Raw genomic sequence first — 22,437 nt, 5'->3', positions numbered from 1 at the left:
AATATCTCTAGGATAGAAGCGTGGGGCCGGGAAACTTCGAACTGCGCGACGCAACACCGTTAGCGCACGCGCTGGCGGCGAGCATCGCTCGAGACCGCAATATCCGGTTGCTCAGCATCAAGGGGCCGGTTGCAGAACACCACCTGTTACGGGGGCCCAGAACGTCGGCTGACGCGGACGTTCTGGTCGAGCCCGAACACTTCTCGGAGTTCTGCGAGGAGCTCGAACGGCGTGGTTGGCACACGCGGACAGGGCGTGAGACCCCGTCCCTCCTTCCGCAGCATTCGATCACCTACATCCATCCTGAATGGCCTTGCGACTTCGACGTGCACTGGATGTTCCCAGGCTTCTTTGCGGACCCGCTCGTTGTCTTCGACGTGTTGTGGGCAACGCGCGTAGACGTCGCCGTTGCGCACATTCCAGTGACGGCACCATCCAAAGCGGGTTCTGCAGTTGTCATGGCGCTCCACGCGGCACGAGATCCCCGGATGGAACGGCATGCCGAAGAGCACCGACTAGTCATGTCAGCGCTCTGCAGTACTTTCACTGAGAGCGAGCGACGAGAGTTTGTTGAGATCACCCGCGCGGGTTCGGCAGGGTGGGCTCTCCGTGACCTATTCGCAGATGCTGGGCTTGAGCCCGTGGATGACGATGTTGACGATCGGAGTCGCCAGCTCTGGGACAGCTTTGTAGGAAACGTCGATGACGCCTCGAGTCTTGCCTGGTGGAGCGAGGTTCGTGCGGCGCGGTGGTGGCAGAAGCCTTCCTGGATCGTTCGTGCAGTTTGGGTTTCGCGTCGCGACGTCCCGAGAAACGACCCCGGCACGCTACCGAGCCACCGGGAGTTCTGGGCATACCAGCTGCGTCGGTGGGTACGGGGTTGGCGAGCCAGCATGAGGTTTTTCGACACTTCCAGATGAGACAAGCGTCGCTCCGGATTTGTGACGCGCCGTGCCGCCGATGGCATCTCCATATCCATGGCCGTCGTGGTCCTGGGAAAGTGCGGGCCACCCCCCTATGTATAGTCCGCGCCCGTCAGGCCGACGTGATCGGCGTTGACGTCAGCCAGAAGGCCGTCGACGAGATCAATGCCTGCCTGGAGCCGTTCCCGGCGGAGCGTACTCGCAGGAGAAGGTCGACGACCTTATCCCGTTGGGTCGTCTCCGCACGACCACGGATTGCTCCGAGGCGATCCCGGGCGCTGACGCTGTCGTCGGAGCCGCATTGGAATCGGCTCGGCTCAGGAGACCTGCACGATCGGCTAGGTCCTTTGGCTGTGAACGCGCACGAGGGAACTGCTGCCGGTGATGGTTGGATGGACCCATGAGTAGCACGCCCCCCTCGCGCCGCGAGCTCCGCGATCGGCAGGCGGAACGCCACGAGTCCAAGCCCCGGCGTCGTCGTCGGAAATGGCCCTGGATCGTGGGCGGCGTGTTCCTCCTCCTCATCGTGGTGGCTGTCGCCGGCGGGATCATCGGCAAGCAGGTCTACGACAAGGCGATGTCGGCCCGCGGTCATCTCGAGTCCGCGATGACCGGCGTGCAGCAGGTGCAGAAGTCCGTGCTCGCCGGTGACCTCGGCACGGCGGCGAAGGGTTCCGCCGTCGTCTCGGCTCAGACCGAGGCCGCCGTCGCGGCGACCAGGGGCTGGCAGTGGGAATTCGCAGAGAAGCTCCCCTTCGTCGGCTCCAATCTCTCGGCGGTGCGCACTGTCGCCGAGGTGACCGATGGGCTCGCGACCGACGTGGTGCGCCCCGCCGCGAGCGTGAAGCTGAGCGATCTGAACATCGCCGATGGACGGATCGATCCCGCGGCGATCACCGCGCTCTCGAAGACCTTCGACTCCGTCGACGCGGGGATCCAGAAGGCGACCGCCGCTCTCCGCAAGGTCGACAAGGGCCAGCTCGTCGGCCAGGTCGCCGACGGCGTCACCAAGCTCGACACGGAGCTGACCAAGCTGCGGCCGACCATGAGCACCGCGCGGGAAGTATTGAGCGTCCTGCCGGACGCGCTCGGCGCGAAGGGCCCCCGCACCTACCTGCTGATGTTCCAGGGGAACTCCGAGGCGCGGAGCCTCGGCGGCAACGCGGCGCAGTTCCTGCCTATCACGGTCGACAACGGCACGATCACCCGTGGCACGGTCGTGAGCAGTGCCGACTTCAAGAGTCAGGGCAGTCCGGATCCGGTCGTGGATCTGGACCCGCAGGCCGTCAACATCTTCGGCGACAAGATCGGCCGTTACACACCCGATTTCACGATGGTGCCGAACCTGCCCGACGCGGCGCGGATCCTGCGTGCCTGGTGGGCGCGCGATATCGGGACGAACTTCGACGCGGTGCTGTCAGTCGACCCGGTCACGCTGTCGTACATCCTCGAGGCAACAGGTCCTGTGACGCTCGCGACAGGCGATCAGCTGACAGCGCAGAACGCGGTGCCGCTGCTCCTCAACCAGGCGTACTTCAAGTATCCGACGGGGGCGGAGCAGGACGCGTTCTTCGCCTCAGCCGCTGACACGATCTTCTCCGCCGTCACGTCGGGCAAGGCCTCGCCGGTCAAACTGATCCAGGCCCTGTTCCGAGCGTCGGACGAGGGGCGACTCCTCTATCTGAGCACTGATCCGCAGCAGACCAAGCTGGTCGACAACTCCCGGATGAGCGGCATCATGCCGACGACCGACAAGGAGCAGAGCGTTCTCGGCGTGTATCTGAACGACAACACGGGGTCGAAGAAGAGCTACTACCTCGACATGAAGATCGATGCCTGCCGCACCGATCAGGTCGTCAAGGGGACGATGACGCTCACATCGACCCTGACCGAGGAGCAGGCGAACAGCCTGCCCTACTACATCAAAGGCCCGTACTTCGCGGCCGGCGACATCAGCAGCTACGTCGTGTTCTACGGGCCGGCCGGCGGTTCCCTGTCCAGCATCACCATCGACGGGCAGCCTGCGAACATCATCAGTCAAGGTGAACACCTCGGGCGTCCTGCTGTGAAGGTCGAGATCCGGAGCCACTACGCCGACGCCCACACCGTGAACGTCGAGTTCAAGGCGCCGGGGCCCGGCGGGCCCCTCAAGGTCTGGACGACCCCGATGTCCCGGGCGACCCCCACGACCGTCGAGCCGACCTGCAAGTAGTGCGGGCTCAGGACTCGCTGTCGGCCGCTGGCCGGCGGCGGATCGCCCGAGCGATCACCAGGCCCACAGCCGTACCGAGGGTGTTCGCGATCACGTCGGAGAGCGTCGAGTAGCGGCTCGGCATGGTCAGCTGGACGAGTTCGATGATCGTGCTCGCGGCGCATCCCGCCGCGACGATCGCCACTGCAGGCATCCGCCGCCAACCCACGGCGAGGAGCAGTCCCAGCGGCACGAACAGCGCGATGTTCGCCGCGAACTCGAAGACCGTGTAGGCGGCGGCGACCGGGACGCCCCAGGTCGCAACCAGCCGCGCGAGCACCGCGACGACGCCCGTCACCTTGCCGGCTTCGTCCGCAGGCAGCCAGGTGAGCAGCAGCACGGCGATCCCGTACGGCACGAGCAGGATCCGAGCGGTCAGGGCGATGCGGCGGGTCGCGGGGCGCGACAGGCCTCGCACGTCGGAGGTCGGCGGGGAGACAAGGGGCACGAACAGCAGGATAGGCGGCCCGGCATCCTCAGACCTGAACGAACTCCCGCAGCTCGCGGGCGAAGCGGTCCGCCCCGAACCTCTCCGTCAGGATCTGTGCGTCGAACGGTGCGAGGCGCAGCGCGGCGTCGATGGCCGCAGCAAGATCGTCGGGATCCGTGGATGCGGCTATCACCCCCGAGACGCCCGGCACGATGGCTTCGATCTGCCCTCCGATCGGTCCCGTGACGACAGGAGTGCCCGCGGCCTGCGCCTCGACGGGCACGATCCCGAAGTCCTCGATGGGAGGGAACACGAAGACGGCGCTACGCTGCATGAGCGCATACATGAGCGCGTCCGAAGGGCCGATCACGAACTCGACAGGTATGTGCGCCTCGTCTGCGCACGCGCGGAGGCGCAGCTCATCCGGTCCCCGCCCGGCGATGACCGCGGGCAGACCCGCGCGATCGGCGGCGGCGATGACGAGATCCAGGGCCTTGTACGGAGTGAACCGCGACGCGCCCATGACGAAGGTCTCCGGGAGCCGTTCGAGGATGCGGCGCTCCTCGGCGTCGAGGACCTGCGCATCCCAGTCCGCCCGGGCGCGGATCGCCTCGACGGCCACGGGCGGGTGGATCACGGTCGCGTCGCGTCGCCACGCCCGCGCGATCCGGTCGCGGACGAAGTCGCTGTTCGCCGCGATCGACGTGGCCTCCTGCGCTCGGCGACGGTCGATGCCGCGGAACAGCGGCGAGGCGGCGCGGACGATCGCGTGCCGACCGCGCTCATCCGACTCCGGATCCCAGAGGTAGCGGGCGGGACTGTGCGCGTAGACGAACTTCGGCACCGACGGATCGGGCACGCGCACGTGGTGGGCGAAGACGTAGGAGCTGGCCAGCACCCAGTCGAGGTCGTCATGCACCGGGGCGCGGCGCCACGTCGCATCCAGCAGGGGGAGGGCTGCGGCCTTGTGCCGCCGGAAGGGGGTGCGGGAGAGCCAGGATTCGGAGACGCGCCCTGCGGCGAACCGGCCTGGGGCGTCGTCCCACAGGCAGAAGATCTCCGAGTCGCGGAAGACCTCGCCCATGGAGTCCAGAACCCGCTCTGCGCCCCCGGACTTCTCGATCCATTCGGTGACGATCAGCCCGGCCATGTCGCGCTCGCAGCGGGTCAGTAGGCGCCGGCGCCGGTGAGGACCACGCGCATCGTGCGCCAGAGGATCACCAGGTCGCCGGTCAGCGACCAGTTCTCCACGTAGAAGAGATCGAGTCGCACGCTGTCATCCCAGGACAGGTCCGACCGCCCGTTGACCTGCCACAGACCCGTGATGCCTGGACGCACGAGGAACCGGCGCTGCGTGCGGTGGTCGTAGTGCTCCACCTCGGACGTGAGCGGCGGGCGCGGGCCGACGAGGGACATGTTGCCGCGCAGCACGTTGACCAGCTGCGGCAGTTCGTCGAGGCTGTGCCGGCGCAGGGCGCGTCCGACCGCCGTCACCCGAGGGTCGTTGCGCATCTTGAAGAGCACAGCGTTTCCGTCGCTCTGGTCGAGCAGCGAAGGCAGCTGATCCTCCGCGTTCACGACCATGGTGCGGAACTTGAGCATCTCGAAGCGCCTGCCGCCGACCCCGATGCGCTGCTGGCGGAAGAGCGCCTTCCCTCCGTCCTGACGGACGCACACGGCGAGCACCGCGAAGATCGGGCTCAGCACGACGAGGGCGAGCACGGAGCCCACCACGTCGAACGTGCGCTTGGCGAGGTACTTCGTTCCCTCGAAGACGGGGTAGTCGACCTGGATCAGCGGAAGGCCCGGCGCGGGGATGGAGTGCAGCCGCGGGCCGGCGATGCCCGTGAGGGCGGGAGCGACGAGCAGCTCGATCTTCGCCGCCTCCAGCTCCCAGCCGAGCTCCTGCAACTCCTCCGGGCTGAAGCGATCGGATCCGCTGTAGACGACGGTGTCGGCACCCGAGGCGAGAACCGCTTCGAGCGCCCTGTCGAAGCCGGCCAGCACCGGCACCCCCGGGAGGAGATCCTGGTCGGTGCCGTTCTCTGTCAYGGCGCCGAGGAGCTGCACGCCCAGGCCAGGCTCGCGCATGATCGATGCGCCGACATGGCGGGACTTCTCGCGTTCGCCCAGCACCACGGCGTGATGCGCGAAGCGGCCACGGGTGCGCTGAGTGAGCAGCCAGCGCCGCCACTGCCAGCGACCGAGGAACAGCAGGACGAGCCCGATCGGGAAGGCGACCAGCACATAGCCGCGGGCGAGCTGCAGCTGGAACCCGAAGGCGAGGATCGCGAGCACACCGAACAGCCGGATCGTCGCATCCGCGACCCGCTTGTACTCGAGCGAACCGCCGCCGACGACCTTCGCGTTCCGCGAGCCGGACAGCTGCAGCGAGAGCGACCACACCAGGGCCAGCGCGATCGAGAACATCGAGTACTCGAGCTCCGCGTTCAGGAGGTTGAGCCCCACGACGCGGGAGTCACCGAGTCCGAATCGCGCGACCTGCGCGAAGGCGACCGCCGCGCAGACGATGACGGTATCGGTGACGGCGAGGCGCTTCGCGTACGCGTGGCGCCAGAGGGCGACGGTGTGCGCCGTCGCTACGAAATCGACTTTTCCAGACACTCCCCAGAACTCCCCAGAACCGTTCCCACAACGGCGGATGGCAGGGGCCATCCTCCCAGGACCACGGACTCTCCCAAAGACCCGTCGTCCATCCCTGATCGGCGGCTGCTCGTTCGGACTGAGAAGCTTTCGAGCCGGGGTCACATCCTCCCAAAGGATGCGACGTGGCTTCATGGTAGCCCCGAGAGGCCGCGGAAGCCAGAGTGCGGAATATCGGATTTCGCGGGGGCTCTCGGTTCGGTGCCGGTGCGGTCGGTTCAGCGGGCGGGGCGGCGACGTCGGAGCGCGTCGACGACCTCGATCACGAGCAGCCCGATGCAGGCGCCCGCGGTGTTCGCGATGACGTCCGCGACGGTGGCGCTGCGATCGGACAGGAACAGGCCCTGCACCGACTCGATCAGGCAGGTCGCGAGGAATCCGATCGGGACGACCAGATGGCGATGCCGGGGGAGGAGCATCGCGAGGAAGAGCCCGAGCGGGATGAACATCGCCACGTTCGCGATGAACTCGACGCGCACGAGCGTCAGCCCGGGGAATCCCACGGTCACCCTGCGGATCCAGGGGTCGAGGGCGGAGAGGAACGGCTCGGGCCAGAACACGATCACCGCGACGACGATCGCATACGCGATCATCCAGAACAGTGCCCGGCGCAGCCGAGGCTGCCCGGGCACTGCTCCGGTGGTGTTCTCAGAGAGCGAGTCGCTCACGCACGACCTCGGCGAGCTGGTGCGCGTACTCGTGCGCGGACTTCTCGTCTGCGGCCTCCACCATCACCCGCACGAGCTGCTCGGTGCCGGAGGGGCGCAGCAGCACCCGGCCGGTGTCGCCGAGCTCGGCCTCGACGGCCTTGACGGCCTTCTGCACGTGCTCGTCGTCGGTCTTGGTGCGGTCGACGCCCTTGACGTTGACGAGCTTCTGCGGGTAGACGGTCATGACCGACGCGAGCTCGGCCAGCGTCTTCTTCTGGCGTGCCATCTCGGCCACGAGATGCAGGCCCGTGAGCACGCCGTCGCCAGTGGTGGCGAAGTCGCTCATGATGACGTGGCCGGACTGCTCACCGCCCAGCGAGTAGCCGCCGGCGTTCATGTCCTCGAGCACGTAACGATCGCCGACCGCGGTCTGGCGCACGGTGATGCCCTGCTCTCGCATCGCGACGTGCAGACCGAGGTTGCTCATCACGGTGGCGACGAGGGTGTTGTCGACGAGGCGCCCGCGATCCTTCATCGCGACCGCCAGGATCGCCATGATCTGGTCGCCGTCGATGATGTTCCCGTCGGCGTCGACGGCGAGGCAGCGATCCGCGTCGCCGTCGTGCGCGATGCCCACGTCGGCGCCGACGCGCACGACCTCGGCGGCCAGCTTGTCGAGATGCGTGGATCCGACGCCGTCATTGATGTTGATCCCGTCGGGATCCGCGCCGATCACGGTCACCTTGGCGCCCGCGTTGTTGAACGCCTCGGGGGAAGCGCCGCTGGCGGCCCCGTGCGCGCAGTCGAGCACGACGTGGAGGCCGTCGAGACGATGCGGAAGCGACGCCAGCAGGTGCATGACGTAACGGTCCTCGGCGTCGGAGAAGCGGCTGACCCGCCCGACGTCCGCGCCGGTGGGGCGCAGCTTCTCGCCGGCCATGGCCTCTTCGATGCGCTTCTCGACGAGGTCGGGGAGCTTCACGCCTCCGCGGGCGAAGATCTTGATGCCGTTGTCCGGCGCCGGGTTATGCGACGCCGAGATCATCACGCCGAAGTCGGCGTCGATGTCGGCGATGAGGAACGCCGCGGCCGGGGTCGGCAGCGTGCCCGCGTCGAGCACGTCCACGCCGGAGGAGGCGAGACCCGCCTCGACGGCGGCGCTGAGGAAGTGTCCCGAGATGCGCGGGTCGCGGGCGACCACGGCGGTGAGACGCTTGCCGGCGGCCTTGCGAGCCTCGGCAATACGGCCCTGGCCCAGGACGACAGCAGTCGCCTGGGCCAGGGTGAGCGCGATATCGGCGGTGAGGGGGCCGTTGGCCAGCCCCCGCACCCCGTCCGTACCGAACAGAGCCATAGAGGTCTGTGCGGCTTAACGCTTCGAGTACTGAGGCGCCTTGCGGGCCTTCTTGAGACCGGCCTTCTTGCGCTCCTTGACGCGAGCGTCACGCGAGAGGAAGCCGGCCTTCTTGAGGGTCGGCCGGTTGTTCTCCTCATCGATGCCGTTCAGCGAACGGGCGATGCCGAGGCGCAGCGCGCCGGCCTGGCCCGAGGGGCCTCCGCCGGAGATGCGGGCGATCACGTCGTAGGCGCCCGTGAGGCTGAGCACCGTGAACGGGTCGTTGATCAGCTGCTGGTGCAGCTTGTTCGGGAAGTAGTCCTCCAGCGTGCGGCCGTTCACCGTGATGGTGCCGGAGCCGGGGATGAGGCGCACGCGGGCGATGGCCTGCTTGCGTCGGCCCACGGCAGCGCCGGGGACGGTCAGAACGGGACGCGGAGCGGTCTCGACGGCGGCGGCCTCAGGGGTCTCGGTCGAGAAGGTCTGCGGGAAATCGGTGGTGTCGTTGTCAGCCACGAGTATGTCCTTATTCGTAACGGCGCTTACTGGGCGACCTGGTCGAGGGTGTACGTCTTCGGCTGCTGAGCGGCGTGCGGGTGCTCGGATCCGGTGTAGACCTTGAGCTTCGCCAGCTGCTGGCGGCCCAGGCTGTTCTTCGGGAGCATGCCGCGGATGGCCTTCTCCACAGCGCGGACGGGGTTCTTCTCGAGCAGCTCGGAGTAGGCGACGGCCTTGAGCCCGCCCGGGTAACCGGAGTGGCGGTAGGCGATCTTCTTCTGGAGCTTCTGACCCGTGAGCGCGACCTTGTCGGCGTTCACGATGATGACGAAGTCACCCGAGTCGAGGTGGTTGGCGAAAGTGGCCTTGTGCTTGCCGCGCAGGAGCGCTGCGGCGTGCGAGGCGAGACGGCCGAGAACGACGTCGGTCGCGTCGATGACGACCCAGTCACGCTGGATCTGCCCGGCCTTCGGGGAGTAAGTGCGCGTCACAATAGTGCTGCTTTCTTGATCGAACGGAGAGGTTCGTGAATCCCACTCCGGGGTGGTTCTCATCGATCCCCGAGCTTGTCGAAGGGCCGAAGGGGAACACGCCAGTGGAGGGCTCACGTTCGTGCGTGCGACCAGCAGTGATCGCACACCAAAGAGAAAGACTACGGCATGGATCCGCATCCTCCAAAACGGCGAGCGCCCGCTGACGCCGGCATCCGCCGGGTTCGTCCCGCAGGAGCCCATGCGCGGCTTTGCCCGAGACGCTTTCGGTCGCGTGCGTTGTGACGTAGTCTGCACAGTGCAGCCGACCCGAGGCTGCGATGCCTGTGGGAGGCACCTGCTGTGCCACTGGGGAGGCACTGATGAGTGACGCTGCACGACCGCTCAGGGCGGTCGAGACGCCGACGATCGATGACCGCGCTGAGACGCGTGCTCCTGCGGCGCTCGCGCCGCTCGCCGAGCGGGCGGAGCCGTGGGTGCTCGCCGACGCCGCGCGCTGGGCCGTGCGCCGGAGCCCTGCCCGATTCGAGCGCGTCTACATCGCCGCGAACAACGGCGGGATCGGCGGGGGCGAGGTCATGCTGCTGCGCCTGGCCGGTGCGATGCAGGCGCTGGGCGTCGACGTCACGGTGGTGGCGCCCGCACCGTCTGCGGTGCTGAACGAGGCCGTGCGCCGCGGACTGCCCGTGATCGGGCTCCCGGCCCGCAAGCGCCTCACCTGGATGTGGGCGCTGCGGCGGTGGGACCGCGCGCGCCCTGACGGCCTCCTCTGGTGCAACGGGCTCGTGCCGTCGCTCGCGACCGCACGCCGTCCTGGCCGGCTGGTGCATCTGCACCAGGAACCGGCCGGTATCCGCCGGATCCTGGCGAAGCTCGCGCGACGCGACGCTGTGTCCACGCTGGTGCCGTCCCGCGCGATGCTGGAGACCGTGCCGGACGCGTTGGTGCTGCCGAACTGGACCGAGCAGATCCGCCGGGCGAGGCCGACCCCCGACAAGGACGGGCGGATCCGCATCGGCTTCCTGGGACGTCTCGGCCTCGACAAGGGCGTGCACATCCTGGCCGATGCCCTCGGGGTGCTCGAGGACCGCATGCCGGGCCGCTTCCGGCTCGTGCTCGCGGGGGAGCCGCTGTTCGTGCCAGAGGAGGACCTCGAGGTCATGGAGGAGGCGCTCGGACCGGTCGCCCGTCTCACGCACCGCGCGGGCTGGGTCGACGCCGCGGACTTCTTCGACACGATCGACCTGCTCGTGGTGCCGTCGATCATCGCGGAGTCGTTCGGCCTCGTCGCCGCCGAGGCGATGGCCGCCAGGGTGCCGCTGATCGTGAGCGACGCGGGGGCGCTGCCCGAGGTCGTCGGGGATGCCGCACAGGTGGTGCCGGCGGGGGATGCCGCCGCGCTCGCGGAGCGGATCGCGGCCCTGGCGACAGGCGAGACGAGGGCCCACCGGGGTCCGCTGTTCGAGCGCTGGTTCGCGGAGTTCTCTCCGGCCGCCGGGGCGGCGCGGATGCGGGAACTGGTCGACACCTTGGGCGTACGACGGAGCGCGCTGCCGCACGCGTGACGGCGGCAACGCCGACGTCGCCCCGCGGACGCGGCGTCCCTGGGCGTGCGTGGCGTCGTTGGGCGTGCGGGCGTGCCTGCATGTGCGTCGGCGCCCCCTCGCAGCGTCCACGCCCCCTCGCAGAGGCGCACGCCCGAGGGGGCGTGGGTGCTCTGAGGGGGCCTCGACGCAGTGTGGATGCCACCTGAGACGCAGAAGGGGCCCGCCGAGGCGCAGAACGGGGCCCGTGAGGCGGTGTAAGTCCGTGAGGCGGTGTAGCCCGTGCTGGCGTGCTGTAGCCCGTGCTGGGGTGCGTCGCGGACGTTCCCGGGTCTGCTCACGCTCCCGCCGCAGCCTCTGGCCACGCAGCATCGCGACGCCCCCTCGCAGCGTCGACGCCCCCTCGCAGCGGCGCACGCCCGTGGGGGCGTGGGTGCTCTGAGGGGGCCTCGGCGCAGAGGCGCAGAGGCGCAGAGGCGCGGAGGCGTGCGCGGGCGGGGTTCCGCGGGCAGGCCTCGAAGCGGGGGCACCGGTGCAGTCCAAGCCGCGGTCCATGGAAGCGGGAGAACCCCAGCTCATCGCTTCCTGGCATGGACTGCACCGGCTAGAACACCGAGGAGGGGGAGGAACCTCGGCTGTGCTCACTCTAGGGGTGCGGTGCGGTTTCCGCACCTGCAAGTCTTGACGGATCCGGCCGGACGGAATCTGCGGCCTGTTCAGGTGCCGTCGACGACCACCAGGCCGTCGGCGAGGAGGTCGGCGAGGAACGCGGAGACCGCGGATTCGTCGAACGGGGATCCCGACGCGTCCGCGCCGAGTTCGGTGTGGATGCGGGTCAGTTCGGCGGCGATCGCCCTGGCGTCGCCGATGCCGTCCGAGACGAGCATCCAGATCAGCCAGCCGGTGTCGGTGAACTCGAACTGCGCACCCGAGCCGAGATGCGCGGCCCAGACGACGTGGTCGGGGCCGTCGTGCTCGGAGGCCTCGATCCAGGCCGCCTGCGGGGAGATGCGGTAGCCGCTCATCGCCGTGCACCGCGCAGACGCGCTCCGAGGACTGTGCCCGCCAGGCGGAGGCGCGCGAACTGCGCGCGCACGACGTCGCCCCGACGAGGCTCATGGCCGAGGCGCAGCGCGAGATGGGTGCGGTTGACCCGCAGCGACTGCCGCAGCACCCGCAGCTTCGCGCCCGCCCCGGCCGCGGAGCGGAACCGCGCCGACCACTCGTCCAGCCGATCGCCGTCGCTGCGGGACCAGAACGTCCACAGGGCGAAGTCGGGCGCGTCGCGGTGCTGAGCCAGTTCGCCGATCCCCGCCGCCAGCGCCGTGGTGGCCTGCAGCTCCTCGGYCAGCGCCCGCACCTCGCGCTGCACGTCGTCACCGCAGCGCGCCCATGCGTCGGCGCGCTCGGAGCCCTGGGAGCGGGCGGCGTGCGTGGTCTGCACGAGCACCTGACCGGCGGGGGAGAGCACGGTGCACGGCCGGTGCGCGATCGGTGCGGTGCCGCGATCCCGCCAGAGCCGCTCGAACACGGCCTCAGGATCGGCGCGAGGCCCGGGAAGGGTGCGGTGCAGATCGACGAAGCTCCAGGACGGGTGCCGGAAGTTCGCCGCGTGCTCGAACGGCGAGCCCTCCTCGAACCCCGTGTACAGCGACCATCCGTGCGCCTGGAGTGCGGCGATCAGCCGGTCCAGATGCGCCGGGCGCACGAGCACGTCCACGTCCGCGGAGCGATGCATCCCCTCGCGCAGCGCGTCGTCGGTGGCCGGACCCTTGATGTGCAGCAGATCCACTCCTGCGGCGTCGGCCACGCGCTGCACCATCGCGTGCGACAGATGCACGTTCGCCCACGCCGGCACGCGCGCGGTGACGCCCGTCGACGAACCGCTCGTGCGTGCGATGGCCACGCGCCGATTCTAGGACGAGGCGTGCGCAGGCGTCGCGCAGGGGTCGCGAGCGGGCGCTCCGGCCGGTGATATTTCGGTTAGTGCGTTCCGGCGATGCGTCGGCATAGACTACGGGCGAGCGCTACTGGGGAGTTGGCGCCCGCGGTGTTCGGTACACCCTCCCCGCAAACGGAGGAGCTGCTCGTGACAGTGCTCGACTTCCTCGTGCTGATCCGTCGAGGGTGGTTCTTCCTCGCGCTCGGGTTGCTGTTCGGCGCCATCGGCGGTTTCGTGACCGCCCAGCTCACGCCACCGGTCTACACGGCCCAGGCGACCGGATTCATCGCCGGCACCGGCGGAGCCGTCATCGCCGGGACCAACCTCGCGATCGATCGCGCCGGCGCCTACATGCCTCTGGTCGACACGGCCCAGGTGCGCGAGGAGATCGCGAAGGACGCGAAGGTGCCGCTGTCGAAGCTGAACGGCTCGCTCAGCGCGCAGGTCGTGCCGGGAAGCACGATGGTGAGGGTCACCGCGAATGCGCCGGACCCGCAGAGCGCGTTGCGGCTGGCCAACGGCGCCCTGCATGCGCTCGCCAACGTCGTGGCCCGCATCGAGGACGCCGCCGGAGCCGGGGCGACCCCGCCGCCGGGCAGCACCGTCGTGCCGAACGAGGGCATCGTGATCGTGCCTCTCGACCAGGCCGTGGCGCCGACGGTGCCGTCGGCGCCGGACAAGCGCGCCATGATCATCGCGGGGGCGTTGATCGGCCTGGGCGTGGGACTGCTGCTCGTGCTGCTGCGGCGTGCCCTCGACGTACGGGTGCGGGCGCACACGGACGTCGCGGCGATCGTGGGGGCCGGCGTGCTCGGCCGCGTGCCGAAGTTCGATCCAGACGGCCACAGGAAGAAGGATGCGATCGCGCGCGCCGTCGCCCACGAGGCGCATCGGCAGATCCGCACCGGGCTGCGCTTCGCGAGCGTCGATCAGGAGGTGCGCGTGGTCATGGTCACGAGCGCCAACCTCGGGGAAGGCAAATCCAGCACATCTCGCACGCTCGCCCGTGTGCTCGCCGAATCCGGTCAGCGCACGCTGGTGATCGACGGCGACCTGCGCCGTCCGACCGTCGCGGAGGGGTTCGAGCTCGACGGGACCGTCGGGCTCAGCGAAGTCCTCAGCGGGCAGATGCCGATCGGGCCCGCGATCAGGCAGACGTCGGATCCGAATCTGTTCGTGCTGCCCGCCGGAGGGATCCCGCCGAACCCGTCGGAGATGCTGGGCTCGACCGCCTTCCAGCGACTGCTGGGAGAGCTCCGGCGCGACTTCTTCATCGTCATCGACGCGCCGCCCGTGCTGCCGGTGACGGACGCGAGCGTGATGAGCGCGTTCGTGGACGGCGTGGTGCTCGTGATCGCCATGGGGCGCACCCGCAAGACCGACGTCGTTGAGGCGCGCACGCAGCTCGCCCAGATCCGGGCACGGATCCTGGGCGTCGTGCTCAACTTCGTGTCGATGCGCAACAGCGCCAACGGCTATGGCTACTACCGCAAGAACAGCCACTACTACGTGCAGACGAGCCGGCATGACGACGCCGCGGGCGACGATGAGGTCGACGCGCTGATCTCCGAGGCGGAGCTCTCGCCGGCCGCGTTCGACGGGGAGGACTCAGCGCCGGAGGGGGGCGACGCGGAGGACAAGGGCACGAGCAGGGAGAGACGCGCCGGGCGCTCCCGCACGGTGGCGGACGACGCGGCGAGTTCGACGAGGGCGACTCATGCCCGTCCGCGGATCGCGCAGACGGGGCAGCGCAACACCCCGGTGCGCGCCCGTCGTGCCAAGGACGCGAACGACCTCGATCCCGACGCCACGGCGTGACGGTGCGAAACCGTCAGGTGAGGTGAGGAGCGTGCACACCGAGGGCAGGGGCGGCGGCGGGGTCGGGGTGCCGGGAGAGCCCCGTGTGCAGGGCCGTCGCCATCACGAGCGCCCAGCCGATGGTGAGGAACACCTCGCCCAGCTGCGTCGCCGTGACGAGGACCACGATCGTGGACGCCTCCATCGCCTGCATGCTGAACGAGCTGGGGTCGGCTCGCAGGGGACGCAGACCGATCCATGCGGTCAGGCTCACGACGAGGATGAGCGCGAAGAAGCCGCCTTCGACGAGCAGCGTCGCGTAGGAGTCGTGGAAGAGGAACGTCTGGCCGGTCGACATCGTCACGAACGCGGTGCCGAGGCCGGATCCCTGCGGAGGGGTCTCGGCGAGTTTGCGCGCCACGCTGTCGGCGATCTGGGCCCGCAACTGATCCGTTCCGGCGCGATCGGAGAACACACTGATCTGCGCGAGGTTGTCCTGCAGGTAGGAGATGCCCAGCCACAGGGCGGCCGCGCCGAAGAGACGGGTCAACAGCCGGYGGCGCGAGAACACGGCGAGCCAGACCAGGGCCGCCAGAAGGCCCGCCATCGTCGTGCGCGATCCGGTGAGGACCGTGAGACCGGTGAACAGGACGAGTGTTGCCGCCCGCGCCCAGCGGGAGGTCTGCGTGGCCGCGAGCAGCAGCCCGCCGATCGCGTAGAGCAGACCTGCGGCGTTCTTGTCGCCGACGTAGCCGGAGAGGAACTGCTGGTAGTCGTGCGGCGCGAGCCCCGCGTAGAACAGGACCGCGTTGAGCACGAGCCCGCACGCGAAACCCTCGATGAGGGCGACGAGGCGCAGCCGCCCCGTCCCCGCGAAGACGGTGAACACGAGCAGAAGCCCGAGCCGGATGAGGCGCTGGCGCCAGTCGGACGCACCCGTCATGGGCGCAGCGGACGCCGAGACGACGAGGTCGTAGATGATCAGCGCCACCGCGGCGGCGATGAACAGTCGCAGCTGCGGGGAGACGAAGCGCGGTCGGCGGGTCGTCGCGACCGCCACGAGCACGAACATCGCGAAATAACGGATCGGCACATCCACGGGCAGGCCGGGCAGGTTGTAGCCGGCGGCGAGCAGGATCGCCATCGTGAACTCGAGCAGCGGGGTCTGGGCGAGCCAGCGCTTCGACGCGGTGAGGGCTTCCGCGCCCCAGGACGCGCCGCGGTCCGTCGCGTTCTTCGGCGCCGCTCGACCGTCGGCGCGGGGCGGCGGGACGAGGGGCGGCGGGACGAGGGGCGGCGGCTTCCTGCCGTCTCCGGTACGGTCCGCGCGCCCGCGGCGTCCGTATGCGGCAGAAGGCGGGTCCGACATGGTCTGATTGTGCCAGGTCGGGACCGCGCGGGGGAGGCCTCATGAGCGACCTCGACGTCTCAGAAGGCCGCAGGCCGCGCGGGATCTCCGTCGTGGTGCCGCACTACGGGGATCCGGCTCCGACGCTCGCACTGCTGGACGCGCTGCGGACCCAGATCGACGCGCCCCCGCTGCAGCTCATCGTCGTGGACGACGCGTCGCCCGGACCGTTCCCGGATGCGGCCGGGGTGACGGTGCTGCGTCGCGAGACCAACGGCGGATTCGGCGCGGCCGTCAACACCGGGGCGGCCGCCGCTGCGGAGGAGCGGCTGTTCGTGCTGAACAGCGACCTGCAGGTGGATCCATCGTTCGTGTCCTCGCTCGTCGCGGCGGCGGATCCGTGGCCGCGGACCGTGGCGGCGCCGATGGTCGTCGGCCTCGACGGCGCCACCCAATGGTCGGGCCGACGCTGGCCGCGCACCCGTCACCACGTCGTGGAGTGGCTGACGCCGCTCGCCCGATTCCGGCCGCGCCTGCACGAGGCCGTCGGGCACGACACCCGCTGCGTGGCCGGCGCAGTGCTGCCGGTGGACTGGGTTCTGGGCGCCGCGCTGCTGATGCCCGCGGACGCCTTCCGCGCGATCGGCGGCTTCGACGAGCGGTACTACATGAACGTCGAGGAGGTCGACCTGCAGCGGCGGCTGACCGCCGCCGGGGTGCCCTCGGTGTTCCTCGGCACCGTGCAGGTGCGGCATGAGGGCGGCGGCTCCTCGGACTCCGCCCGACGCGTGCGCTGGGTCACCCAGGCGCGGATCCGCTACGCCGAGAAGTGGGGCGAGCGCCCCGGCCTGCTGCGGTTCGGGCTGCGGGTGGCGAGCGCGGTCAACCTCGCGTTCAACGCCGGACGTCGGATGTTCGGGCGGGACGTGCGGCCCCTCCAGACATATCGGCGGGAGCTCGCGGCGATCCGGCCCGAGAAGGTCGGATCCGGGAACGGCGGTGCACGATGAAGGTGCTCCTCGTCAGCCCGGTGTTCCACGGATACTGGAGCGCCTTCGCCGCAGCGCTCGAGGCGCTCGAGCTCGACGTGACCGTGCACTGCTACGACGGCGGCGGGATCGGCAACGCCCTCGCGCATCGCGCGCCGGGATCCGCTCTCGCCGCCCGGGTGCGCGCCGCCGCGACCGCCGCCGCGATCCGCGCGCTGACGGAGGCGGATCCCGATGCCGTCCTCGTGGTGAAGGGCGACGCCCTCGAGGCGGACTGGTGGCATGCGCTCGCCGCGTCGCGTTCGCAGAGCGCACTCTGGCTCTACGACGAGCTCGCGCGCATGCGCTACGACGACGAGACCCTCGGCACGGTCGACCGCGTGTTCAGTTACAGTCCCGATGACACCCGCACGCTGCAGGGCAGGGGCATCGCTGCCGCCGTGCTGCCGGACGGCTTCGACGCGCTCACCGCGTTCTTCCCGCGCCCCAGCCACCGCACGAGCTTCATCGGCGCGCGCTACCCGGAGCGGGAGCGCCTGCTGCGGGTGCTCTCCGACGCCGGTGAGGCCGTCGAGGCGTACGGACGGGAGTGGTCGCGGAGCCCGTGGGACGTGCTGCGGACCACCCGCTGGCGCGGAGCGGGCGTGCCCGCGCACGGCGACGTCGACCGGTCCACGTACTTCGGTGTCATGGCCGGCAGCGCGGCCACCCTCAACATCCACGGCGACGGACACGACGGCTTCTCGATGCGCACCTATGAGGCGCCGGGCGTCGGCGCCCTGCAGCTCATCGACCGGCCCGACGTCGCCCAGCACTACGAGGTCGGATCCGAGACGCTCGTGTTCCGCAGTGACGACGAGCTCGTCGACCAGGTGCGTCGCGCGCGGCGGGACGAGAGCTGGGCGCGCGGGATCCGTGAGGCCGGACGGCGGCGCACGCTCGCCGAGCACACGCTCGTGCACCGTATGCGGGAGGTGCGTGCGGCATGGGCCTGAGCGGAGTCTCGACGTCCGCCGGGCTGCGGTTCCCGGCGGATCTGGATGCGTGGCGGCTCTGGCAGCGCAGCCGGCACGCGGTGCGCCGCGTACGCGATGCACTGCGTCGCCCCGCCCCGCCGTCCTCGTTCGCGCTGCATGTGCGCGGAGCGGATCCCGCCGTGCTGTTCGCGCTCGATGCGGTGACCCCGACCGCACTCGCCTCGGTCCTCGAGCCGCTGGCGCACCTCGGGGACGCCCCGGCGGCGGTCATCGCTCCGGCGGACGTCTCGGCGCGGCTGCCCGGCGAGTGGCGGGTGGAGCCGGTGGATCCCGCGGAGGCGCCCGCGTCTCTGCGGGCGGTGCGGGCGGTCGTCTCCGCCGGGCACTTCCTGCCGGTCGGTCGCGCCGCGTTCGCATGGTCTCGGGCGCGCGGCTGGCACTACCTCGTGGTGCAGCACGGACTGCTCACCCCGTTCATGGCGCCACTGCCGGAAGGCGCGCACCTGCTCGCGTTCTCCGAGCGCGACGCCGACTACTGGCGCTCAGGGCGCACCGACGTGACGAGCGAGGTCGTGGGCAGCCAGCTGCTGTGGTCGGCGTCGGGGAACGCGGGCGCGGGGCGGGCCCTCGCGGACGCGCCCCCGGTCTTCCTCGGGCAACTGCACGGGGCTGAGCTGCCGCGACGGATCAGCGCGGCCACCGCGACGGCCTTCTGCCGAGCGCACGGGGCGCTGTACCGCCCGCACCCCGCCGAGGTCGACCGCCTGTCCCGCTGGCAGCATGCACGGTGGCGGCGGCAGGGGATCTGCTTCGCCGAATCGGGCCCGCTGTCGGCGTCGCCGGGGGCCGTCGTGTCGATCTTCTCGACCGGCGTGCTCGAGGCCGCGGCCGCGGGCCGGGACGCCTGGGTCACCTGCGTGCGCCCGCCCGACTGGGTGCGGGAGTTCTGGGACCGGTACGAGCTGAGCGCGTGGGGCGGCTCCGCCACCCCCGCCCCGCCACGCCCCGACGTCGAGCCCGCCAGGGCGATCGCCGCTGCGGTGCGGGGCCTCACGGAAGAAGGACGACGATGAGCATCCTGTGCGTGATCCCCGTGCGCGGCGGATCCAAGGGCGTGCCGGGCAAGAACGCCAGGGTCGTCGCCGGCAAGCCTCTCGTGGTGTGGAGCATCGAGCAGGCGCTCGCCGCCTCGCTCGACGTGCTCGTGTCGACCGACGATCCGGAGCTCGCCGCGATCGCCCGGGAGGCCGGCGCCGACGTGCCGTTCCTACGGCCCGCAGAGCTCGCACAGGACAGCACTCCCACGGAGCCGGTGATCCTGCACGCGATTCGGCACCGGGCCGCCGAGGGCCGCCGTCCCGACGTGGTGATGCTGCTGCAGGCGACGTCGCCCGTGCGGCTGCCCGGCACGCTCGCCCGCGCGGTGCGCGAATTCACCGAGACCGGGGTGGACAGCCTCGTCGGTGTGGTGCCGCAGACGCCGTTCTTCTGGCACCCGGCGGCCGACGGCGGCAGCGCGACCGCCGAGTACGACCCCGCGGCGCGTCCGCTCCGGCAGGCTCTGAGAGCGGACGACTACTTCTACAAGGAGACCGGATCCCTCTACCTGACCCGCACCGAGCTGTACGAGCGGGAGGACAACCGGATCGGCGGGCGCGTGGGTCTCTTCGTCATGGACGAGGCCGAGGGCGTGGACATCGACACGCTCGTGGATCTGCGGATCGCGGAGCAGGTGCTCGGGGATCTCGGTGCCTCGGCGGGCGGATCCGGCGAGAAACCACATTCGGCACGAGACGACAGCCGTGACGTGGTGTCTCGCGCGGAAAGTGATGTCTCGCGGGGAGCACAGACGGGGGAGCGCTCATGATCATCGAACGGGACATCGCACCGTACATCGTGTTCGGGGAGGATCCGATCCTCACCGGTCTCGCGAAGATCAACGCGAACAGGCAGCGGATCGTGTTCTGCGTCGACGCGCACGGGATCCTCCTCGGCTCGCTCTCCGACGGAGACTTCCGGCGCTGGCTGATCGCCAACCCCGACGCCTCGCTCGACGTCTCGTGCGCCGCGGTCGCGAACCGTGAGGCGCGCACGGTGCCTCGCGGCACCCCCGTCGCGGAGATCGCACCGCTGCTGGGCCGCGACGGCGTGCACCACGTGCCGATGGTCGATGACCGCGGGCACCTCTGGGCGATCGCCGTCGACGAGACCGGCACGCTGCGGATCGGCGGTCACGAGATCGGATCCGGTCATCCGACGTTCGTGATCGCCGAGATCGGCAACAACCACAACGGATCCGTCGATCTCGCCAAGCGGCTCGTGGATCTGGCGGTCGAGGCCGATGCCGACGCGGTGAAGTTCCAGCTGCGCGACATGGACGCGCTGTACCGGCAGCGCGGGGCCGCGAGCTCGGGCGAGGACCTCGGCGTGCAGTACACGCTCGACCTGCTGCGACGGTTCTCCCTGCCCGCGGAGAGCCTGTTCGAGGTGTTCGACCACGCCCGCGCGGCCGGCGTCGATGTGATGTGCACCCCGTGGGACGCTCCGAGCGTGCAGGCGCTCGCCGACTACGGCATCCCCGCCATGAAGATCGCCTCGGCAGACCTCACCAACCACGCACTGATCCTCGACGCGGCAGGGCGCGGGGTGCCGCTCGTGCTCAGCACGGGCATGTCGCGGGAGAGCGAGATCCTCGAGACCGCGGCGCTGCTGCGCGGCCAGGGCGCGCCGTTCGCCCTGCTGCACTGCCAGTCGACCTACCCCGCGCCGTACAAGGACCTCAACCTCAGCTACCTCGACCGGCTCGCCGAGATCGGTCAGGGCGTGGTCGGCTACTCCGGGCACGAACGCGGCTGGCACGTGCCCGTGGCCGCCGTCGCGCGGGGTGCGCACATCATCGAGAAGCACTTCACCGTGGACCGTTCGATGGAGGGCAACGACCACACGGTCTCCCTGCTGCCGGACGAGTTCCGGATCATGGTCGAGCAGATCCGCGACATCGAGGCGTCGATGGGATCCGGATCCCCGCGCACGGTCTCGACGGGTGAGCAGATGAACAGGGTGACCCTGGCGAAGTCGCTCGTCGCCGCGCGGCCGCTCGCCGCCGGCGCCGTGATCGCGGCGGCGGACGTGGCGGTGAAGAGCCCGGGACGAGGGCTCCAGCCCAACGTGCTGGCGCAGCTGCTCGGCCGCACGCTGCAGCGGGACATGGCCGACGGCGACTTCTTCTTCGACGGGGATCTGCGCGATGCCGCCCCCGCCGGCCGGGCCTTCGCATTCCGCCGGCCGTGGGGGCTGCCGGTGCGCTACCACGACGCCGTCGCGCTCAGAGAGCAGTCCAACCCCGACTTCCTCGAGTTCCACTTCTCCTACAAGGACCTCGAGGTCTCGCCCTCGGACGTGTTCGCCGAGCGGCTGCCGATCGCGTTCACGACGCACCTGCCCGACCTTTTCTCGGGCGACTTCCTCGTGGATCTGGCATCCGAGGATCCGGAGATCTGGGAGCGCTCGATCCGCGAGGTGCAGCGCACGATCGACATTACCCGGGACCTCCGCCGCTGGTTCACGGCGGAGACGGATCCGGTCATGGTCGTGACGATGGGCGGCTTCACGAAGGACCGTCACCTGCCTCCGTCCGCCCGCGGCGCGAAGTACGCCCGCATCGCCGATGCGCTCGCCCGGCTCGACACCGACGGCGTGCGGGTCGCCGCGCAGACCCTCCCGCCGTATCCGTGGCTCATGGGCGGGCAGCAGTTCCACAACCTCTTCGTGGATCCGCGCGACACCGCTCGGTTCGCCGCGGAGACCGGCACCCCGCTGGTGTTCGACACCTCGCACACGAAGCTCGCCACGACGTGGCTGGGCATGGCGTTCTCGGAGGCGGTCGATCTGCTCGCCCCGCACACGATCCACCTGCACCTGGTCGACGCGACCGGCGTCGACGGGGAGGGCGTGCAGGTGGGTGAGGGCGACATCGACTGGCCCGCGTTCGGGGCGCAGCTGGACGCGCTCCTGCCCGGGGTCACGTTCATCCCGGAGATCTGGCAGGGGCACGTCGACAACGGCGCGGGCTTCTGGACCGCGCTCGACCGGCTGGAGGCGTGGTTGTGAGGATCGGCTTCCTCACCCCGTGGCGGACGGACGACCCGGGGGCGTGGTCGGGGATCATCCGCCCGATGCTCGACGCCCTCGCCGAGGTCGCCGAGGTCGTGCCGATCTCGACCCACGATGTGCCCGCGGCGCTGCTCGACCGGGCCGCGGCGCGGCTCTCGCGCCGACGGTACCTGTGGGACTTCGGACTGGCGACAGCGCGCGCCCGCGGACACGTCGCCGCGGAGAGGCTGCGGGCCGCGCACGTCGACGTCGTGTTCGCGGTGGCCGCGTCGGTGGACGTCGCCCGTCTCGGCGGATCCGTGCCGGTCGTGCAGTATGTGGACGCCGCCTTCGACGACATGAAGGACCGGTACTCCGTGTTCACCGGGCTGAGCCGGCTGTCGGCGGTGCAGGTGCGACGGATCGGGATGCTGGCGGCGCGCCGCACGGCGGGGTACGTGGCGGCCTCGCAGCGGGCCGCGGACGGGCTCGTGCGGGCAGGGGC

General features: G+C 70.2%; 20 protein-coding genes. 10 read left to right on the top strand and 10 right to left on the bottom strand.

Features of this window, described 5'->3' with window-relative positions; genetic code table 11:
• Positions 1-20: 20 nt before the first annotated feature.
• Positions 21-920 (top strand): nucleotidyltransferase family protein, encoded by a 900-nt coding sequence (locus AC1DG4_RS17530; protein ID WP_477376183.1) that lies wholly within the window; start codon positions 21-23, stop codon positions 918-920.
• A gap of 403 nt (positions 921-1,323) precedes the next feature.
• Positions 1,324-3,135: a DUF4012 domain-containing protein gene (locus AC1DG4_RS17525; RefSeq protein WP_477376185.1), complete on the top strand. Its 1,812-nt coding sequence runs from the start codon at positions 1,324-1,326 to the stop codon at positions 3,133-3,135.
• Positions 3,136-3,142: 7 nt separating this feature from the next.
• Here the strand turns inward: AC1DG4_RS17525 and AC1DG4_RS17520 are convergent, their stop codons facing one another.
• From AC1DG4_RS17520 to rplM, 7 genes are all read right to left on the bottom strand, one after another.
• Positions 3,143-3,622 carry a VanZ family protein gene (locus AC1DG4_RS17520; protein WP_477376187.1) on the bottom strand — a complete coding sequence of 160 codons (480 nt, stop codon included), beginning with the start codon at positions 3,620-3,622 and terminating at the stop codon, positions 3,143-3,145.
• A 28-nt stretch (positions 3,623-3,650) separates the two neighbouring features.
• Complete coding sequence (locus tag AC1DG4_RS17515) at positions 3,651-4,754, bottom strand: glycosyltransferase (RefSeq protein ID WP_477376189.1); 1,104 nt, start codon at positions 4,752-4,754, stop codon at positions 3,651-3,653.
• A 17-nt stretch (positions 4,755-4,771) separates the two neighbouring features.
• Positions 4,772-6,229, bottom strand: a complete 1,458-nt coding sequence (locus tag AC1DG4_RS17510; RefSeq protein WP_477421379.1) for a sugar transferase — start codon at positions 6,227-6,229, stop codon at positions 4,772-4,774.
• Between the two features lie 257 nt (positions 6,230-6,486).
• Positions 6,487-6,936 carry a VanZ family protein gene (locus AC1DG4_RS17505; protein WP_477376192.1) on the bottom strand — a complete coding sequence of 150 codons (450 nt, stop codon included), beginning with the start codon at positions 6,934-6,936 and terminating at the stop codon, positions 6,487-6,489.
• The gene (glmM, locus tag AC1DG4_RS17500) at positions 6,917-8,272 is read right to left on the bottom strand and encodes a phosphoglucosamine mutase (RefSeq protein ID WP_477376194.1); all 1,356 of its coding nucleotides are present in this window, start codon (positions 8,270-8,272) and stop codon (positions 6,917-6,919) included. The genes AC1DG4_RS17505 and glmM overlap by 20 nt, the downstream gene beginning before the upstream one ends.
• A 15-nt stretch (positions 8,273-8,287) precedes the next feature.
• A complete protein-coding gene (gene rpsI / locus AC1DG4_RS17495) occupies positions 8,288-8,770 on the bottom strand; it encodes a 30S ribosomal protein S9 (protein WP_477376196.1) in 483 nt (160 codons plus the stop codon).
• Positions 8,771-8,796: 26 nt separating this feature from the next.
• Positions 8,797-9,243: a 50S ribosomal protein L13 gene (gene rplM, locus AC1DG4_RS17490; RefSeq protein WP_477376198.1), complete on the bottom strand. Its 447-nt coding sequence runs from the start codon at positions 9,241-9,243 to the stop codon at positions 8,797-8,799.
• A gap of 362 nt (positions 9,244-9,605) precedes the next feature.
• Here rplM and AC1DG4_RS17485 point away from each other — a divergent pair, with 362 nt between their 5' ends.
• Entirely contained in the window at positions 9,606-10,808 is a 1,203-nt protein-coding gene (locus tag AC1DG4_RS17485; protein WP_477376200.1) for a glycosyltransferase family 4 protein, read from the top strand.
• A 695-nt stretch (positions 10,809-11,503) separates the two neighbouring features.
• On the opposite strand, the gene AC1DG4_RS17480 is transcribed toward AC1DG4_RS17485, so the two are convergent.
• Together AC1DG4_RS17480 and AC1DG4_RS17475 are read right to left on the bottom strand one after the other, a co-directional pair.
• The gene (locus tag AC1DG4_RS17480; RefSeq protein WP_477376202.1) at positions 11,504-11,812 is read right to left on the bottom strand and encodes a hypothetical protein; all 309 of its coding nucleotides are present in this window, start codon (positions 11,810-11,812) and stop codon (positions 11,504-11,506) included.
• Entirely contained in the window at positions 11,809-12,693 is an 885-nt protein-coding gene (locus AC1DG4_RS17475) for a nucleotidyltransferase family protein (protein ID WP_477421378.1), read from the bottom strand. The genes AC1DG4_RS17480 and AC1DG4_RS17475 overlap by 4 nt, the downstream gene beginning before the upstream one ends.
• A 183-nt stretch (positions 12,694-12,876) precedes the next feature.
• Here AC1DG4_RS17475 and AC1DG4_RS17470 point away from each other — a divergent pair, with 183 nt between their 5' ends.
• Positions 12,877-14,547, top strand: coding sequence for a tyrosine-protein kinase domain-containing protein (locus tag AC1DG4_RS17470; RefSeq protein ID WP_477376205.1), 1,671 nt, complete (start codon positions 12,877-12,879; stop codon positions 14,545-14,547).
• 13 nt (positions 14,548-14,560) lie between these two features.
• On the opposite strand, the gene AC1DG4_RS17465 is transcribed toward AC1DG4_RS17470, so the two are convergent.
• Complete coding sequence (locus AC1DG4_RS17465; RefSeq protein WP_477421377.1) at positions 14,561-15,895, bottom strand: O-antigen ligase family protein; 1,335 nt, start codon at positions 15,893-15,895, stop codon at positions 14,561-14,563.
• Positions 15,896-15,936: 41 nt separating this feature from the next.
• Between AC1DG4_RS17465 and AC1DG4_RS17460 the strand changes: the two genes are divergently transcribed.
• The 6 genes from AC1DG4_RS17460 to AC1DG4_RS17435 form a co-directional block, all read left to right on the top strand.
• On the top strand, positions 15,937-16,884 hold the full coding sequence (locus AC1DG4_RS17460) for a glycosyltransferase family 2 protein (protein WP_477376209.1): 948 nt from the start codon (positions 15,937-15,939) through the stop codon (positions 16,882-16,884).
• Positions 16,881-17,858, top strand: coding sequence for a CgeB family protein (locus tag AC1DG4_RS17455; protein WP_477376211.1), 978 nt, complete (start codon positions 16,881-16,883; stop codon positions 17,856-17,858). Before AC1DG4_RS17460 ends, AC1DG4_RS17455 begins: the two co-directional genes overlap by 4 nt.
• On the top strand, positions 17,849-18,913 hold the full coding sequence (locus tag AC1DG4_RS17450; protein WP_477376213.1) for an RNA-binding protein: 1,065 nt from the start codon (positions 17,849-17,851) through the stop codon (positions 18,911-18,913). Before AC1DG4_RS17455 ends, AC1DG4_RS17450 begins: the two co-directional genes overlap by 10 nt.
• Positions 18,910-19,707, top strand: a complete 798-nt coding sequence (locus AC1DG4_RS17445; RefSeq protein WP_477376215.1) for an acylneuraminate cytidylyltransferase family protein — start codon at positions 18,910-18,912, stop codon at positions 19,705-19,707. The genes AC1DG4_RS17450 and AC1DG4_RS17445 overlap by 4 nt, the downstream gene beginning before the upstream one ends.
• Positions 19,704-21,950 carry an N-acetylneuraminate synthase family protein gene (locus AC1DG4_RS17440; RefSeq protein ID WP_477376216.1) on the top strand — a complete coding sequence of 749 codons (2,247 nt, stop codon included), beginning with the start codon at positions 19,704-19,706 and terminating at the stop codon, positions 21,948-21,950. The genes AC1DG4_RS17445 and AC1DG4_RS17440 overlap by 4 nt, the downstream gene beginning before the upstream one ends.
• Positions 21,941-22,437 (top strand): hypothetical protein (locus AC1DG4_RS17435; RefSeq protein ID WP_477421376.1); only part of this gene is annotated, 497 nt, incomplete at its 3' end. The genes AC1DG4_RS17440 and AC1DG4_RS17435, both read left to right, overlap by 10 nt.

This window comes from Microbacterium sp. 05N427 (assembly GCF_056397105.1).
Note: the sequence above shows the minus strand (reverse complement) of the source record. Positions and strands in the feature narration are given on the sequence as shown.